The sequence below is a fragment of the Actinoplanes sp. NPDC049118 genome, from assembly GCF_040648555.1.
GTDB lineage: Bacteria > Actinomycetota > Actinomycetes > Mycobacteriales > Micromonosporaceae > Actinoplanes.
The window spans coordinates 288,372-304,588 of the sequence record NZ_JBEZDY010000005.1; the positions used below are offsets into that span (position 1 = coordinate 288,372).

Consider the following 16,217-nt stretch of genomic DNA (forward strand, 5'->3'; position numbering starts at 1 on the left):
CGAAATCACGGCCGGGGCGCCAAGAAGTGCCGGGCGTTACTGGTACTGGACGGGCGCGGCCTTCGGGCCCTTGCCCTTGAGCGAGGAGGTGAGCGTCGCCCCGTCCACCCACAGGTAGCAGCGCACGTCCCGATCGCCCAGCTCCCAGACGTCCTTGCCACCGGGTAGCGAGATCACGCCGGCCCGGTACTTCAGGTCGGCGTCGTTGGGCACACCGACGTACGAGGCGATCACGGCCCGGCAGCCCTCGTGGAACTCGTCCCAGTCCTTCGTCGTCTTCGGGTAGCCGCGGTTGCCCGCGTTCCAGATGCCCACGAACTCGGCGTTGTGCGCGGCTTCGCACGGCACGCCGGGCATCGAGGCGATCTCGCCCTGCCGGTCCAGCAGCGCGGTGTAGCAGGTCAGCAGCAGCGGGGACTTCGGCTCGTCGAGCGCGTTCCGCAGCGTGCCGACCCGCTGCACCAGCCCGCCGTCGTCCTCGACCGAGCTGCTCACCAGCACCTCGCAGCGAAACCAGCGAGCGCCGCCCGCCCAGGCCGCCGGGGTCGGCTGGGTCACGCCGACCCACAGCCGGGCGGTGCGCCAGGGCGCGCCGACGTACTCGGTGGTCTTGCGGTCACAGGTCTTGTAGGCCGCCCGGGCGGCCGCCGAACCCGGCGCGGGCGGAGCCGCGGCGTCGGCGGCCGGGCTCGGATAGGTGCCGACGTAGACGGTCTCCGTGCGGTGCTTGAGCTTGCAGCCGACCACTTCGTAGCCGGCCCGGGCGCCGGAGGTCGAGAAGTTGGAGAGGTGGCAGGTTTCCGCCGCGGGCGTGAAACCCGTCGGGGCGCCGATCGCCGCCCAGCCGCCGGTGAGGTCGCCGTCGACGCCGGCGGGGTTGCCGCAGCCGCCGGCCGCCAGGAGGGCGAACAGGCTCAGCACGGCCGCGATCGGCCAGGGCCTGCATGACCGCCGCCGAGGCGAGTGTCGCATTAACCCGAGCCTCCCCAGCGCCAGTGATGTCCGATTTGTCAATCATATGGCAATCGACTCGGGGGTCAGGCGGCTTCGGGTCAGACCTCGCGGGTTCGGCACCCGGCGGTACCGGAACCCGGCGGGGTGAGCGTCAGGCGGCCCTCCCGAGCAGGAGCGGCACGTTGTCGATCAGGCGGGTCGTGCCCACCTTGGCGGCGACGAGCAGCCGCGCCGGGCCGTCGAGCGGAGGCGTGCCCAGCAGGGGGTCGGTCAGGGCCAGGTAGTCGACCTGCACGCCGGGCTCATCGGCGAGGATCTTGCCGGCCGCCTCCAGCGCGCTCTGCGCGTCGCTCTGCGCGGCGCCCTCCCGCAGGGCGTGCGAGAGCGCGAGCGCGGCCTGCCGCTGCCCGGCCGAGAGGTAACGGTTGCGGCTGGACAGGGCCAGTCCGTCGGCCTCCCGGACGGTCGGCACGCCGACGATCTCCGCTCCGATCTCCAGATCGCGGACCATCCGGCGGATCAGGGACAGCTGCTGGAAGTCCTTCTCACCGAAGAACGCCAGGTCGGCGCGGGTGAGCAGCAGCAGCTTGGCGACCACCGTGAGCATCCCGGAGAAGTGCCCGGGGCGGCTCGCCCCCTCGAGGATCTCGCCCATCGGGCCGGCGTCCAGGGTCACCAGCGGCGAGCCGCCGGGGTACATCTCATCGCGGTCCGGCGCGAAGACCAGGTCGACCCCCTCGGCCCGGCAGGCCTCGAGGTCGGCGGCCAGCGTTCGCGGGTACTTGTCGAAGTCCTCGTTCGGGCCGAACTGCAGCGGGTTCACGAAGATCGTGACGAGCACGAAGTCGCCGCGCTCGCGGGCCTCGCGCATCAGCTGGCGGTGGCCCTCGTGCAGGGCGCCCATGGTCATCACGACGGCCACCCGGCCGGTCGCGGCGGCCCGGGCGGCGGCGAGTTCGGCGCGGGTGTGTACAAGCGCGGTCATGACGGGCTCCCTACGGTCGCCGGTGCGGTCGCCTGCGCGCCCGCCTGAGCAAGAACGTCCAGCAGCAGCGCCGCGTCCTGCGGCCGCAGCCGCCCGGCGGCGATGGCCCGGTCGGCGGTGCGCCGGGCCAGAGCGAGATAGGCCGGCACGGACTCCGGCGCGACGCGGTCCAGGTGCGCTCGCACGGTCCCGGCGTCGCCGCGGGAGACCGGCCCGGTGAGCGCGGCGTCACCGAGCAGCAGGGCGTTGTCCAGGGCGGCGTGCAGCAGCGGCGACAGGACGGCCTCCGGGTGCTCGACACCGGCGGCGCGCAGCAGGTCGGCGGCCTCGTTGACGAGCGTGACCAGGTGGTTCGCGCCGTGCGCGAGGGCGGCGTGGTACAGCGGCCGGGAGTCCTCGGCGATCCACTCAGGGATGCCTCCGAGGTCGGTGACCAGCCGCGACGCGAACGCCCGGTCCCGCGCGGTGACGCCCCAGGCGATGCCGGGCAGCCGCTCGAGGTCGGCGTCGGCACCCGTGAAGGTCATCGCCGGGTGCAGCGCGATGCCGTCGACGTCACCGAGGACGGCCAGGCCGTGCGCGCCCGAGGTGTGCGCCACGGTCGCGCCGTCGCGAAGTGATCCGGTGGCGGCCAGGCCGGAAACGACCGCGGCCAGGTGGTCGTCGGGAACGGCGAGAAGCAGCAGATCGGCGGCGGCCCGGGCGGCCTCGTCCGCGGGAAGGATCGCGGCCCGCGGCAACAGGCGGCGGGCCCGCTCACGGGAGGCGGCGGAGACGGCCGCGACGGCGACCACGCGGTGTCCGGCGTCCTCGAGGGCTGCGCCGAGCACCGCGCCCACCCGTCCGGCGCCGACCACGCCGACGACCAGGGGTTGCGCACGCTTTCCGGCGCGCGGCAGAGCGCTCATCTAAAGATCCAGTCCTCGCGAAAGGGGTACCGGTCGACCGCAATTATGCGCCCGTGTAACACGCGCGTGACAAGAGCGTGTGAACAACTGCACCGGCGATTTACGCCTAGATTGGCGGACGTGACGAACGTTGGCTGGCGGTCCGCGATGGCCGGGGCGCTGTACGGAACCGAGGGCTTCTTCACCCGCTCGGCCGAGGGCCCGGCGGACCACTTCCGGACGAGCGTGCACGCCTCACCGCTGTTCGCGAGCGCCCTGCTGCGGCTGATCCGGCGGGTGGACTCGGCGCTGGGCGGCCCGGAACGCCTGGACGTGGTCGACGTGGGCGCGGGCCGCGGCGAACTGCTCGCCGCCCTGCACGCCCTGGTGTCCGCCGACCCGACCGCCGCGCCTGGCGGCCTCGCCGAGCGGGTCCGCTTCGTCGGTGTCGAGCTCGCCCGGCGGCCCGCCGGGCTGCCGCGGGAGATCGGCTGGCGGCGCGACGTGCCCGAGCGGGTCGTCGGGGTGCTGCTGGCGACCGAGTGGCTGGACAACGTGCCGCTCGACGTCGCCGAGGTCGACGCCGAGGGGCGGCTCCGCCGGGTGCTCGTCGACCGCGGGACCGGGCTGGAGTCGCTCGGGCCGGACGTCGGCGCCGCCGACCGCTTCTGGGCGGCGCGGTGGTGGCCGGACGCCGGGCTCGGCGACCGGATCGAGATCGGCTGGCCCCGCGACATCGCCTGGGCCGATGCCGTCGGTGCGGTGCGGTTCGGCTGCGCGCTGGCCGTCGACTACGGGCATCTGCGCACGGCCCGGCCCCCGCTGGGCACCCTGACCGGCTACCGGAACGGGCGGCAGGTCGAGCCGGTGCCCGACGGCACGTGCGACATCACGGCACACGTTGCCGTGGACTCCGCCGCGGCCGCGGCCGGCACCGCGTACCGGATCATCGGCCAGCGCGAGGCGCTGCGCGGCCTCGGGGTCGACGGCGGGCGACCGGCGCTCGATCTCGCGCGCCGGGATCCGGCGGGATATCTGCGGGCCCTGAGCGCGGCCGGCGCCGCCGGCGAACTCACCGACCCCGCCGGGCTGGGCGGGCACTGGTGGCTGCTGCACGAGGTGGGAATCGAGCTTCGTGGGACGATGCTGCCGTGAGCGAACGCAGTGAGCGAACGGGGCGGCGTCGTGAGTGACCTGCGGGAGATGACTGTCGGCACCGGGTCCGGGCTCGACACGGCCGACATGGTGCTCAACATCGGCCCTCAGCACCCGTCGACGCACGGCGTGCTCCGGCTCAAGCTCACCCTCGACGGCGAGCGGGTCATCGCCTGCGAACCGATCGTCGGCTACATGCACCGCGGCGCCGAGAAGCTGTTCGAGGTGCGTGACTACCGGCAGATCATCGTGCTGGCCAACCGGCACGACTGGCTCTCGGCGTTCTCCAACGAGCTCGGCGTCGCGCTCGCCGTCGAGCGGCTCATGGGCATCGAGGTGCCCGAGCGCGCGACCTGGCTGCGGATGGCCCTCGCCGAGCTGAACCGGGTGCTCAACCACCTGATGTTCCTCGGCTCGTACCCGCTGGAGATCGGCGCGATCACGCCGATGTTCTACGCCTTCCGGGAACGGGAGACGCTGCAGGCCGTCATGGAGGAGGTCTCCGGCGGCCGGATCCACTACATGTTCAATCGCGTCGGGGGCCTCAAGGAGGAGGTACCGGCGGGCTGGACCGGCCGGGCCCGGGAGGCGATCGACAAGGTGCGCCGGCGGATGCCGGACATCGACCGGCTGATCCGCAAGAACGACATCTTCCTCGCCCGGACCGTCGGCGTGGGTGTGCTGACCGCCGAACAGGCGGCGGCGTACGGTGCGTCCGGACCGGTGGCGCGGGCCAGCGGCCTCGACATCGACCTGCGGCGCGACGAGCCGTACCTGGCGTACGACCAGCTTGAGGTTCCGGTGGTGACCCGGACGGCCGGTGACTGCCACTCGCGCTTCGAGGTGCTGCTGGATCAGGTGTACGTGTCCCTCGACCTGGCGCAGGCCTGCCTGGACCGGGTCGACCAGATCAGCGGGCCGGTGAACGTGCGCCTGCCGAAGGTGGTCAAGGCGCCGGAGGGCCACACGTACGCCTGGACGGAGAACCCGCTCGGCATCAACGGCTACTACCTGGTGTCCCGTGGCGAGAAGACGCCGTGGCGGCTGAAGCTGAGAACCGCGTCCTACGCCAACGTGCAGGCGCTGGCGACGCTGATCCCGGGGTGCCTGGTGCCGGACCTGATCGCGATCCTGGGATCGATGTTCTTCGTGGTCGGGGACATCGACAAGTAGCGGCCTACCAGCGGCCGTATTCGCCCGGGGCCCGGCCGGTGTTGGCGGCCATGGGGTCCGGGCCGAACCGGTCGGCGCTGCCCCAGCCCGCCGGCCGGCCGTAACCGATCCCCTGGCCGTAGCCGGCCGCTCCGCCTGTCGCCGGGCCGGTCGCCTGGCCATAGCCGGTCGCCTGCTCGTAACCGGTTCCCTGCTCGTAGCCGGTCGCCGGCTCGTAGCCGGTCGCCGGCTCGTAGCCGGTCCCCTGGTCGAAGCCGGTCCCCTGGTCGAAGCCGGCTCCCTGGTCGTAGCCCGTCGACTGGTCGTAGCCCGTCGGCTGGTCGTAGCCGGCCCCGTGCTCATGGCCGGCCGCGTGGCCGTGACCGGCCGGCTGGTGGTAGCCGAAGTCCTGGCCGCCGCCGGGCGCCTGGCCGTAGGTGGCGTCCCGGGCGTGGCCGGCGCCCTGCCAGTCGGCGGCGCGCTCGGAGTAGCCGTAGTCGTAGCCGCCGCTTGCGGGCCCCTGGTAGCCGCCGTACAGGCCGTAGCCGGAGTCCGCGGCGTGTCCCCCGCCCGACGCGTCCTGGCCGGTCGCCCATTGGGCGGCCTCGTCGCCGACGCCGAAGCGGGCCAGGTCGGTGCCGGTGTCGGGTGCCGCGTGCCGCCGCGACGGCCGCTGCTCGACCGCCGTTCCCGGCCCGGTTCCCGGGTCGGAGGCGGCGTCGTAGTCGCCGCTGTATTCGGGGGCCTGCCAGTAGTCGGAGGCCGCGCCGCGCTCCGCCCAGGCCGAGCCGGAGTGTCCCAGCTCGTAGCCGGCGCCCTGCCCCTGCCCGGCCGGGGTGCCGCCGCCCTGGAAGACCAGATCCACCTGGGGGATCGACCCACCGCGGGAGACCGTGCCCGCCGCGGAGACCGGGGCCGCGCGGTATCCGTCCTGGTAGGCCCCGCCCGAGGCCGGCACGGCCGCGGCGTCGTGCGCACGCGGAACCGGGCCGTCCGTCTCGACGGCGGCCCCCACGGAGCCGACCCTGGCGAACCCGGATCCAGCGGCGCCGGATCCGACCGAAGCCGAACCGGCGCGGGCCGGAACCACGGAGGCGGAACCGACGCGGGCCGAACCCACCGAGGCAGAACCGACCGAGGCAGAACCCACCGAGGCCGAGCCCACCGCTGCCGAGCCCACGGAGGCCGAACCCACCGGGGCGGACACGGAAGCGACGGCCGCGACGCGGACGACCGCACCGGAGGAGACCGACGCGGCGGCGGCCACCGGCACGCGGGCGCCGGCCGGGTGCGCCTCGCCGGGCACGGGATACCCACCCGGGCGGGCACCGGCGCCGGGCCCGGCCTCCAGGCCGGCGGGGTGGCCGACGACCGCGCGGGCGCCCGCCGACCGGGCCGCCGGCGGCAGGGCCGACGGGAGGCCCGTGATCGGGGAGCCCGCCGCGCGCAGGCGGGTGATCTCGTCCTGGAGCACCTGCACCCGGTGACCCGTCGCGCGGGCCGCCGCGGCGATCTCCTCGCGGAGCCGCTCGCGCAACTCGTCGGCCTCGGCCGCGACCCGGTCCTCGACGTCCATGCGGTGCAGCACCGGATCGCTTCTGATCAGCATCGACGCGCCCATGAGGACCACGCAGACCGCGACCAGCAGGACCGCGAACCGGATGGAGCCGTCGCCGTCGCCGAGCAGAACGACGAGGGCGGCGACCGGGGCCATGGCGACGCCGGCCCAGATCAGCGCCGTGAGGAGGCGGGCAGAGCGCTGCGCCTCGGGGTCCCGGTCAGGCATGGTCGCAGATGCTACCGAGAGTGGCGCCCGTCACGATACGGGCAGACGCCGGGCACCTCGATCGGGTGCCCGGCGTCCGGGACGTATCAGCAGGTCATCAACCGGCCGCGAGGGCCGCGTCCGAGCTGAAAACGAGGCCGACGCTGATCGTGCCCTGCTTGAGACCGGTCTTGGTCAGCGGACCGCCGGCGTCCAGGGAGCTGAACTCGCCCGCCTTGAAGCCGTAGGTCTCGACCAGGCCCTGCTGGCACTTCGGCCGCTGCGGGCACTCCGCCGGGCCGCCCAGAATGGTGGCCGCGCCCGAGCACTTCTCGGCGAGCTCCGACAGGGTCTTGACGCCGTACTTGGCGGAGAAAGCCTCCGTGACGGCGAACGCGTTCTGGTCCTGCGCCGCCGACGGTGCGCCGAAGACCAGGCCGACCTTCTCGCCGAGGGCGGTCAGGTTGGTCATCGTTGTCTCGATCTGCGGCGAGGACGGGTCCTTGGCGCCCTTGCCGTCGACCTTGCCGGAGAGGAACGTCGCCAGGGTGGCCGCGTACTCCGGGACCACGTCGACGTCGCCCTTCTCGAGGGCGGGCTCGTAGAGCTCGCGGTTGCCGATCTGCTGCACCTCGACCTTGTAGCCCGCGGCGGTCAGAACGATCTTGTAGAGCTCGCCCAGGGTCGCGTTCTCGCTGAAGTTGGCGGCGCCGACCTTCAGGTCGCCGCCGGGGCCCTTCTCGATGCCCGCGGTGAGGTTGTTGGCGGCGGCGAACTCCTCGGCCGCGGCCTTCGACGACTTGCGGTCGACGTCGACGGCCTTGTTGAGCTCGATCAGCTTGGTCGTGTCGAGCGCCGCGGAGACCTTGTCGAGCGCCGCGATGAGCTGCGGCGACGAGGACTTCTTGTGGATTGCCGGGACGATGTTGTCGGTGTTCTGCAGGTTCTTGTCGTCGGTGAGGACGACCAGGGTGTCACCGGCCACGGGGGCGCAGCCCGCGCCCGCCGCGGCGCTCGGGGGCGCCTCGGTGCCGGAGGAGCCGGACTCGCCGCAGCCGGCGAGGATGACGGCGGCCGTCATGAGGGTGCCGGCCGTCATGAGCAGGTGTCGATGCATTCTGCCGCCTTCTGTGTCCCGGCACGGCGGTATTGCCGCGCCGCGTGTCCGACGGGCCGTCGGTGTTCGATGCCCGCGTGGTTTCGGCTGTCGGCCGCGGGAACGGCCACAGACATTCCTACCCGCTGGGTGTGACATCTTTCGTAACGATGCGGGAGCGTTACCCGGCCGGCGCCGCCGCGGTGGGCCGGGTTCGCCGTCCTGTCCGCAACACCGGCGGTGTCACCAGCCGTTGTACGCCCGCCAGCAGCGCTTCGACCAGCAATGCGACAAGCGCCACAACGATGCCCCCGGCCACGATCTGCCCGGCGCCGCCGTTGCTGATGCCGATCCCGAAGCCGGCCAGGATGATCTCGCCGAGCCCGCCGCCGTTGACGAACGCCGCCAGCCCGGCCGTGGCCACCACCTGCACGGCCGCGATCCGCAGGCCCGTCGCGAGGTACGGCACCGCGAGCGGCAACTCGACCTGGCGAAGCACCTGGCCGCCGGACAGGCCCATGCCCCGCGCGGCGTCCCTGGTCTCGGGATCGATCTGCCGCAGCCCCGTGTACGCGTTCGCCAGCAGCGGCGGCACCGCGAAGACGGCCAGCGCCGCGACGACGGGCGGCTTGCCGAAGCCGAGCGGGGTCAGCGGCAGGATGGTGAGCAGGGCCAGCGTCGGGATCGCCAGGGTCAGGTTGGCGACGACGACGACCCCGCCGCCGCCGCGACCGCGGTGGCCGAGCCAGATGCCGAGCGGCCAGGCGACGGCACAGCCCAGCAGCACCGCCCAAGCGCAGATGACCAGGTGCTCCACCAGCCGGTCGAGCAGCCCGCCCGGATTGGTCCAGTTGAGCGGGTCGTTGAGCCAGACGAAGGCCTCGTGGAGGTAGTTCACGACTTCCGCTCCCGGGCCCAGGGGGTGAGCACCCGTCCCAACCCAGCCAGGAGCAGGTCGAGCACCAGCGCCAGGCCGACGCAGAGGATGGTGCCGGTCATGATCTCGGCCTTGTAGAAGTTGTTCCGGAAGCCGCCGAGGATCATGTCGCCGAGGCCGCCCCTGCCGATCAGCGCGCCGACCGTGACCAGGGCGACGGTCGACACCGTGGCGAGCCGCAGGCCGGTGAGGATGCCGGGCAGCGCCAGCGGCAGCTCGATGCGCCACAGCCGGCCGAACCGCCCGTAGCCCATGCCGGCCGCGGCGTCACGGACCTCGCCCGGAACACCGGCGAGGCCGGCGAGCGAATTGCGCACGAGCACGAGCAGGGCGTACAGGACGAGCGCGATCAGGACCGCGGTGTCGGTCGTGGTGCCGACCGCCGGGGCGAGCAGGGCGAGAAGCGCCAGCGACGGGATCGTGTAGAGAACGCCGGAGAGTGCGAGAATCGGGCCGGTCAGCGGTCGCCACCAGTAGGAGACGATCGCCAGCGGCAAGGCGACGATCAGCGCGATGATCACTGCACGCGCGGTGAGACCCACGTGGAACTGCAGGTTGGTGAGGATCTCGTCGGCGTTGTCCTGCACGTAACGCCACGAGAACCACGGATTTCCCGGCCCGTCGTCAGCGGGGGCGGCCAGGGGCCACGCGGGCGCCGCGGCCCTCGACAGGAAGGACATACGTGGACGCTACCGCGATCACCGACTCCGGCGCTGGCCGGAGCGCGGCGTCTATCACGCTCGCGAACCTCGGGAAGGTCTACCCGGACGGCACGGTCGCGGTCGGTGACATCAGCCTGGAGGTGCCGGCGGGCGAGCTCGTCGTGCTGATCGGCCCGTCGGGCTGCGGCAAGTCCACCGTCCTTCGGATGATCAACCGGCTGATCGAGCCGTCCAAGGGCCGGATCCTGATCGACGGCCAGGACGTCTCGGCGCAGGACCCGGTCGAGCTGCGCAGGCAGATCGGCTACGTGATCCAGAATGTCGGGCTCTTTCCGCATCAGACGATCCGCACCAACGTCGGCACGGTGCCGCGGCTGCTCGGCTGGAACCGCAAGCGGATCAGGTCCCGCTCGGACGAGCTGCTCGACCTGGTCGGCCTCGACCCGGCGCGCCACGGCGGCCGCTACCCGCACGAGCTCTCCGGCGGTCAGCGCCAGCGGGTCGGCGTCGCCCGCGCGCTCGCCGCGGATCCGGTGGTGTTGCTCATGGATGAGCCGTTCTCCGCGGTGGACCCGATCGTGCGAAGCCGACTGCAGGAGGAGTTCCTCCGGCTGCAGGCCACGGTCCGCAAGACCATCGTGCTGGTCACCCACGACATCGACGAGGCCGTACGGCTCGGCGACCGGATCGCGGTGCTGGCCGAGGGCGGCCGGCTGCTGCAGTACGCGCCCCCGGCCGAACTGCTGAGCAGGCCGGCGTCGCCGGCGGTGCGCGAGTTCGTCGGCGCCGACCGGGGCATCCGGCGGCTGGCGGTCACCCCGGTCCGCGACGCGATGCGCCCGATCGGCCACGTCGAGGAGATCGACCGGCTGCCCACGGTGGACCTGTCCGGCACGCTCCACGACGCGCTCGCCGTGATGCTGACCAGCGACGCCCTCAACGTCATCGTGGTCGAGGACGGCACGCCGGTCGGCGCCGTCTCACGCTCGGCCCTCTTCGACGTGCCCAATGAGGAAGCCACCGCGATCGCCTGAGCGCTCCGGGCCGTGCGGGGTGCGCACGGCGAGACACCCCTGGGGCTAACGGGTGCCTCGGCGGCCGCCGAGGGTGGCGATGCCGACGATCCAGCCGACGAAGAGGCCGTAGGTGGCGCCCTCCCCGGCGGTACGGAACGCGCCGAGCAGCGACGGGTTGGCCAGGAACAGCGTGGTCAGCAGCGCGGCGAAGCCGGCGGCGAAGATGTACGCCGCCCAGCCGGCGAAGAACTGGCTGAGGGTGCCGCGGGCGCGGGCCAGCTGCGAGCCGGGCAGCAGGTAGAGGAAGAGCAGCGTCAGCACGACGACCAGAATCGCCCGGAGGTCGGCGATCAGGATCGAGCGCAGCGAGTCGTCGGAGTCGAAGCGCCAGTGCGGCCACGCGAGCAGGCGCAGCCACCAGCCTCCGGCGGTGTCGGGGTCGGTGTTGTCGGCGGCCCAGTCGGCGTACCAGGGGCTGCCGAACACCAGGACCAGTATCAGCGCGGCGAGCGTGCCCGCACCGGGCGCGGTTTTGTAGCGGTTGGTGAGAGCCATGAGTCCGCTATTGCCCAGCGGATTCCGGTCGCCAAACGCGTCGGAGCTGATATCCGTGAATGTGTACCTTGCGGGTTATCAGTGCTTTTGCAGATAGTCGATGAACGCCGCCCGCAACAGCGGCTCCTGCTCCCCGAAGCCGTGCCCGGTCAGTTCGCGCCACAGCGCGACCGCCTCGTCGATCGTCGGCCCGACCGTGTTCGGCGCGCCGTCCAGCGAGGCGGCCTCGTCCGCGTCCGGCAGGTGCCTGAACACCGACCAGAAGAAGCTCAGGTCGCGCCGCCCCCGGGCCTTCGCGAAGGCGCGCTCACGCAGCTCCTCGGTGGGCAGGGCGTCAAGCTCGGCGAAGGTCGATTCGGTCATGCTGCCAGCATAGGGCGGATTTGCGTCCGGTCAGCGGGTGCTGCCCCACGGGCCCTCGTCCCAGCGACCCGAGGCGTTCTCCGGCGGCGTCGCCGAGGTCGCCCACGTCTCCGGCATGTCGGGCGACCACGTGCCCGCCGAGGCGGCGGCGTTCCAGTCCGCGCCGACCGCGGGCACCGGCAGCGGGCGCCCGTACGTCTCGACGAGCCGGCTCACGATCAGCCCGGCGCCGATCGTGCAGGCCGCGACGGCGAACAACGCGATGTCGAGGTCGCGCCGGTCCGCATATTCGAGGAACAGCGTGATCCCGGCGACGGCGAGCAGGGTGCCGAAGATGCCGCCGCGCCGGCCGTACGCGCTGGTGCCGGCGAGCAGGGCGGTGCCGAACGCGATGCCGGTCCACTCCAGCCCGGTGCCGGGTGCGATCGGCGCGGCCGACTGCGCCGCGATCAGCATGCCGGCGGCGACCGCGAACACCGAGGAGAGCACGAGCGCGGCGATCACCGGCAGCGCCGCGCCGGCGCCCCGGCGCAGGGCCGGATCGCCCGCCGGGCGCAGCCGCCCGACCATCCGGCGTATCGGCGTCACCGTGCCGAGCGCGCCGCCGAGGACCGCGAGCAGCGCGAAGCCGCCGAAGAGGTAGAACGCCTGGTTCGACGGGTCGTAGCCGCCCTGCACCGCGACCGGCGCCGTGCGCAACTGGTCGTAGACGACCACGCCCATGCCCGCGCCCAGCGTCGCGATCCAGCCGGGCACGTGCAGCACGATCACGAACAGCGCCACCGCCAGGCCGCCGACGGCGGCGATGATCAACGCCGGCACGGCGGCCTTCACCAGGCCGTCGTCGCCGTTCTCGGCGAAGTGCAGTGCACCGGCGAGCGCGATCGGGCCGAGCGCGAGATTCGGTACGCCGGCGCGCAGCGTCAGCCCGGCGCCGAGGGCGAGCAGGCCGATCGAGGCGCCGGAGATCAGCAGGCCGTCCAGGGCGGGCCGGCGCACGCTGGCCGGATCGAGCCGGTAGAGCAGGAAGGCGACCGCGGCGACCGCCAGCAGCAGCAGGATCTCCCAGCCGATGTGGATGCCGAGCCGGTCCCGGCCGCCGTCGTCCGCCTCGTCCCGGCGCAGCGGCTCGGTCGGCGTCGGCTCCTCGCCGTCGACCTCGATGCCATCGGGATCGAGGTCGCGGCGGCGCGCGCGATAGTCCGCGGCCGCCAGGCCGGTCCGGTACGCGGCCGGGTTACTGTCTCCCCGGTCGCCGGTGTCACGACGATATGTCGTGTCGTCGTAGGCCATCTCGCGCACCTCCTCGCCGCGGCACAGCATACGTAGGCGAACGGGTCTCAGTTCAAGTACTGAACCGCTAAAGATCAGGACCTACCGGCCGACCGGTCCGACTCGCCACCGTCCTTCTGATCGGGTCGTTCCGGAACGCGGCAGGACCGCTCGAGCCACAACGCCGCGCACACCAGCGCCAGCGAGGCGACCACGCCGGCGATGGCCGCCGGGATGTCGTCGGTGGCGGCCTTGGTCGGCTCCAGCTCCAGCCAGGCAAGCAGGCCGGCGGAGAAGCCGCCGAACAGGGCGCCGGCCAGCGACGACGCCTTGGCGAGCACCGCGTAGCGGGCCACCGCGAGGGGTTCGACGCGCGCCGCGCCGGGCTTGTGCTGGATCCGGGCGCTGGTGTTCTGCGCGAGGAAGGCCTCGGCGATCGCCAGCGCCGCGAGCACGATGATCGGCAGCCACGGCAGCCGCGGCATCTGCGCGTAGAAGGAGCTCAGTAACAGCCAGCCGACCGCGGCGGCGGCCAGCGCGGCGACGACCAGCGTCGAGATGCTGGTCGGCCGCATCGACGGATCGGGCGCTCCGCCGCCGGGGTTGCTGCTCACTCCTGTGACTCTAACGGCAGATCGGGCCTCGGGGTCAGGGCGTTCGCATCGGCGGTGAGCTCGGGCGAGTTCAACAGGTCGGTGACCCAGCCGTGCCCGGGCAGCCGGGCGTACGGCTGGAGGTCGAGCCAGGGCTTGAGGACGAACGCGCGCAGGTGCGCCCGGGGATGCGGGAGGGTCAGCTCCGCATCGTCGCTGAGTACGGGCGTGCCGTCCTCCTGCCAGGCCGCGACGACGTCCACGTCGAGGGTGCGCGGCCCGAACCGCCGCTCCGGATCGCGGACCCGGCCCGCGGCCCGCTCCAGCGCCCGGGCCCGCTCCAGCCAGCCGGCCGGGTCCGCCGCCGGGTCGACGACCAGCAGGACCGCGTTCAGGTACGGCGGCTGCTCGACGTCGCCCCACGGCGGCGTCTCGTAGACACCGGAGGCCAGCACGACGCACTCGCCCAGTCGCGTCACGGCTTCCCTCAGGTGCGCGTACCGGTCGCCGAGGTTGCTGCCGAGCGAGAGGATCGCCCGGGTCATCGGGCGCGCCGGACGGTGACCGACACGTCGGCGAACTCGTGCGGGATCGGCGCCTGCGGCTTGTGCACGGTGACCGTTGCGGCGGCGACCCGGGCGTCGGCCAGGCAGACCGTCGCGAGCCGGTCGGCCAGCGTCTCGATCAGGTTGACCGGCTCACCCGCGATCACCTCGACCAGGCCGCCGGCCAGTTCGCCGTAGTGGACGGTGTCGGTGACGTCGTCGGTGACGGCGGCCCGGGCCAGGTCCAGCTCCAGCTCGACGTCGACCACGAAGTCCTGGCCGTCGCGCCGCTCGAAGTCGTACACGCCGTGGTGGCCCCTGGCCTTCAGGCCGCGCAGGCTGATGCGGTCGCTCACCGCGTACCCCCGGAATCTGATCTTTGGAAACGCGGGCTGCCGGTGGCGCGCCACACGGCCAGCGCGTCCACGGTCGCGCGCACGTCGTGCACGCGGACGCCCCAGGCCCCCGCGGCCACGGCCAGCACGGACGTCGCTATCGTCGCCGCCTCGCGGCCGTCGACGGGCCGCGGCTCGCCGTCGGGCCCGGCGAGCAACCGGCCGAGGTAGGTCTTGCGGCTCGCCGCGAAGAGCACCGGACGGCCGAGCGCGACCAGCTCGTCGAGGTGCGCGCCGAGCGCCCAGTTGTGCTCGGCGTGCTTGGCGAAGCCGATTCCGGGGTCGAGGATCAGCCGCCCGGGGTCGACGCCGGCCGCGACCGCGTCGTCCACCCGCTGCAGCAGCTCGTCGCGGACCTCGGCGACGACGTCGGTGTAGGTGGCCAGGTCGAGCATCCGGCGGGAGTGGCCGCGCCAGTGCATGAGGATCCACGGGCAGCCGGCGTCCGCGACGACGGCGGCCATGCCCGGGTCGGCCAGGCCGCCGGAGACGTCGTTGACCACCAGAGCGCCCGCCGCAAGGGCCGCCGCCGCGACCTCGGCGCGGGTCGTGTCGATGCTCAGCGGCACCCCGGCACCGGCCAGTGCCTTGATCACGGGCAGCACCCGGGCGATCTCGGTCGGGCCGTCGACGCGTCCGGCACCCGGACGGGTGGACTCGCCACCGATGTCGATGATGTCGGCGCCCTCCGCGCGCAGCTCGACGCCGTGCGCGACGGCCGCGTCGACGTCCGCGTAGCGACCCCCGTCCGAGAAGGAATCCGGGGTGACGTTGAGTACGCCCATCACGACCGGGTGATCTTGCTGGAGCAACTGGTCGCCACTGAACTGAACCGAAGTGGCGCTACCGGTCGTGTCGGTCACAGGAAGACGGTACCGGCCCGCAGGTTTTCGAACAGGCGTACGATCGCACATGACTCATGTTCAGTCACGCCTTTACCTTCGGTAACGAATCGGGCAGCTTGTAGGTAAGAAGTACGGCCCGTACTCTTCAGACCTGGGCATCATTGAAGGACCGAAGAGAGCAGACGGGCTTTGGGTAGGACAGGAGCGCCCCGAACAGCTCACTCGACGTGGTGAGCTGGAAGTAGCACCATATGGGCGTTGCCGTCAGCGAGGCTTTATAACTGCAGTGTGCTCGGCGCCCTCACGCCAGGCACCCGGGAGGTTTACCGATGATCGCCACAGAGCTTGTCGCGCAGGTCGCGGCAACCCTGCACCAAGGCACCCTGGCCGCTCCCGAGCCCAAGGGCATCAACACCGAGGGTGTCGTCACCTTCTTCGCCAGCAACGTCGCTCCGATCCTGCTGGCCGTCCTGGGGATCATCTTCATCGGCCGCGCCAGCCGCGGCGAGATCTCCAAGGTGCTGACCAGTTCCGCGATCGCCATCGTCGGCCTCGCCTTCATCGCCGGCGCCGCGACGCTGTTCTTCGTCGGCGACTACCTCATCAACCTCATCTTCACCTGAGGTCGCGGGCGGACATATGCGGCTGCGCACTGATGACGACATCTACCGGGCACGCCTGGTCTATCTGGGCCCGCCCGGATACACGCTGCCCCTGCACCTGCCATATGCGCAGTACGGAATGTTCGTCCTACTAGTACCTTTGTTCGTCTTTCTGCACTACCTGCTGACCTGGGAGTTCGACGCCTTCCCGGCCTGGGAGATAGCCCTGGCCATGGTCACGACGTCGTACGTGTTCCGGCATGTCGATCCCGACCGTCCCGCCCGCATGGTCATCCGCACCGCGCTCACCGACTGGCGCCGCACCCGCGAGCCGGCCGTCGAACAGCGCGACCCGAGACTTGTCGCCACGCGCATCAGGGTTCGGGAGGAGTTGGTATGACCAGTTTCGCCTCTCATGCTGCATGCCCGAACGGGGCC

19 protein-coding genes are annotated in these 16,217 nt (G+C 72.4%); 5 read left to right on the forward strand and 14 right to left on the reverse strand.

The window, feature by feature from the left end:
- Positions 1-36: 36 nt before the first annotated feature.
- From AB0B58_RS10360 to AB0B58_RS10370, 3 genes are all read right to left on the reverse strand, one after another.
- Positions 37-921 carry a septum formation family protein gene (locus AB0B58_RS10360; RefSeq protein ID WP_360220739.1) on the reverse strand — a complete coding sequence of 295 codons (885 nt, stop codon included), beginning with the start codon at positions 919-921 and terminating at the stop codon, positions 37-39.
- Between the two features lie 184 nt (positions 922-1,105).
- Complete coding sequence (gene panC / locus AB0B58_RS10365; protein WP_360220742.1) at positions 1,106-1,939, reverse strand: pantoate--beta-alanine ligase; 834 nt, start codon at positions 1,937-1,939, stop codon at positions 1,106-1,108.
- A complete protein-coding gene (locus AB0B58_RS10370; protein ID WP_360220745.1) occupies positions 1,936-2,847 on the reverse strand; it encodes a Rossmann-like and DUF2520 domain-containing protein in 912 nt (303 codons plus the stop codon). Before AB0B58_RS10370 ends, panC begins: the two co-directional genes overlap by 4 nt.
- A gap of 147 nt (positions 2,848-2,994) precedes the next feature.
- Between AB0B58_RS10370 and AB0B58_RS10375 the strand changes: the two genes are divergently transcribed.
- Both AB0B58_RS10375 and AB0B58_RS10380 read left to right on the forward strand, forming a co-directional pair.
- Positions 2,995-3,981 (forward strand): SAM-dependent methyltransferase, encoded by a 987-nt coding sequence (locus AB0B58_RS10375; RefSeq protein WP_360220936.1) that lies wholly within the window; start codon positions 2,995-2,997, stop codon positions 3,979-3,981.
- Between the two features lie 48 nt (positions 3,982-4,029).
- Positions 4,030-5,154 carry an NADH-quinone oxidoreductase subunit D gene (locus AB0B58_RS10380; protein ID WP_360220939.1) on the forward strand — a complete coding sequence of 375 codons (1,125 nt, stop codon included), beginning with the start codon at positions 4,030-4,032 and terminating at the stop codon, positions 5,152-5,154.
- 4 nt (positions 5,155-5,158) lie between these two features.
- On the opposite strand, the gene AB0B58_RS10385 is transcribed toward AB0B58_RS10380, so the two are convergent.
- From AB0B58_RS10385 to AB0B58_RS10400, 4 genes are all read right to left on the reverse strand, one after another.
- The gene (locus tag AB0B58_RS10385) at positions 5,159-6,919 is read right to left on the reverse strand and encodes a hypothetical protein (RefSeq protein ID WP_360220749.1); all 1,761 of its coding nucleotides are present in this window, start codon (positions 6,917-6,919) and stop codon (positions 5,159-5,161) included.
- A 97-nt stretch (positions 6,920-7,016) separates the two neighbouring features.
- Positions 7,017-8,015, reverse strand: a complete 999-nt coding sequence (locus AB0B58_RS10390; RefSeq protein WP_360220752.1) for a glycine betaine ABC transporter substrate-binding protein — start codon at positions 8,013-8,015, stop codon at positions 7,017-7,019.
- 160 nt (positions 8,016-8,175) lie between these two features.
- On the reverse strand, positions 8,176-8,892 hold the full coding sequence (locus tag AB0B58_RS10395; protein ID WP_360220755.1) for an ABC transporter permease: 717 nt from the start codon (positions 8,890-8,892) through the stop codon (positions 8,176-8,178).
- The gene (locus AB0B58_RS10400; protein WP_360220758.1) at positions 8,889-9,611 is read right to left on the reverse strand and encodes an ABC transporter permease; all 723 of its coding nucleotides are present in this window, start codon (positions 9,609-9,611) and stop codon (positions 8,889-8,891) included. The genes AB0B58_RS10395 and AB0B58_RS10400 overlap by 4 nt, the downstream gene beginning before the upstream one ends.
- Positions 9,612-9,613: 2 nt before the next feature.
- Here AB0B58_RS10400 and AB0B58_RS10405 point away from each other — a divergent pair, with 2 nt between their 5' ends.
- Positions 9,614-10,627 carry an ATP-binding cassette domain-containing protein gene (locus AB0B58_RS10405; protein ID WP_360220761.1) on the forward strand — a complete coding sequence of 338 codons (1,014 nt, stop codon included), beginning with the start codon at positions 9,614-9,616 and terminating at the stop codon, positions 10,625-10,627.
- Between the two features lie 45 nt (positions 10,628-10,672).
- Here the strand turns inward: AB0B58_RS10405 and AB0B58_RS10410 are convergent, their stop codons facing one another.
- The 7 genes from AB0B58_RS10410 to folP all read right to left on the reverse strand — a co-directional run bounded on the left by AB0B58_RS10410 (position 10,673) and on the right by folP (position 15,117).
- Positions 10,673-11,164: a hypothetical protein gene (locus AB0B58_RS10410; protein ID WP_360220764.1), complete on the reverse strand. Its 492-nt coding sequence runs from the start codon at positions 11,162-11,164 to the stop codon at positions 10,673-10,675.
- A gap of 78 nt (positions 11,165-11,242) precedes the next feature.
- Positions 11,243-11,527 (reverse strand): hypothetical protein, encoded by a 285-nt coding sequence (locus AB0B58_RS10415; protein ID WP_360220767.1) that lies wholly within the window; start codon positions 11,525-11,527, stop codon positions 11,243-11,245.
- A gap of 30 nt (positions 11,528-11,557) precedes the next feature.
- Positions 11,558-12,820 carry an ABC transporter permease gene (locus tag AB0B58_RS10420; protein ID WP_360220770.1) on the reverse strand — a complete coding sequence of 421 codons (1,263 nt, stop codon included), beginning with the start codon at positions 12,818-12,820 and terminating at the stop codon, positions 11,558-11,560.
- Positions 12,821-12,894: 74 nt separating this feature from the next.
- The gene (locus AB0B58_RS10425) at positions 12,895-13,374 is read right to left on the reverse strand and encodes a DUF3180 domain-containing protein (protein WP_360220942.1); all 480 of its coding nucleotides are present in this window, start codon (positions 13,372-13,374) and stop codon (positions 12,895-12,897) included.
- A gap of 35 nt (positions 13,375-13,409) precedes the next feature.
- Positions 13,410-13,937: a 2-amino-4-hydroxy-6-hydroxymethyldihydropteridine diphosphokinase gene (folK, locus tag AB0B58_RS10430; RefSeq protein WP_360220773.1), complete on the reverse strand. Its 528-nt coding sequence runs from the start codon at positions 13,935-13,937 to the stop codon at positions 13,410-13,412.
- Entirely contained in the window at positions 13,934-14,293 is a 360-nt protein-coding gene (folB, locus tag AB0B58_RS10435) for a dihydroneopterin aldolase (protein ID WP_360220776.1), read from the reverse strand. Before folB ends, folK begins: the two co-directional genes overlap by 4 nt.
- Positions 14,290-15,117, reverse strand: a complete 828-nt coding sequence (gene folP / locus AB0B58_RS10440) for a dihydropteroate synthase (protein ID WP_360220945.1) — start codon at positions 15,115-15,117, stop codon at positions 14,290-14,292. Before folP ends, folB begins: the two co-directional genes overlap by 4 nt.
- Positions 15,118-15,506: 389 nt before the next feature.
- On the opposite strand from folP, the gene AB0B58_RS10445 reads away from it, so the two are divergent.
- The gene (locus AB0B58_RS10445) at positions 15,507-15,800 is read left to right on the forward strand and encodes a hypothetical protein (protein WP_360220779.1); all 294 of its coding nucleotides are present in this window, start codon (positions 15,507-15,509) and stop codon (positions 15,798-15,800) included.
- A 16-nt stretch (positions 15,801-15,816) separates the two neighbouring features.
- The gene (locus AB0B58_RS10450) at positions 15,817-16,179 is read left to right on the forward strand and encodes a hypothetical protein (RefSeq protein ID WP_360220782.1); all 363 of its coding nucleotides are present in this window, start codon (positions 15,817-15,819) and stop codon (positions 16,177-16,179) included.
- Positions 16,180-16,217: the final 38 nt, after the last annotated feature.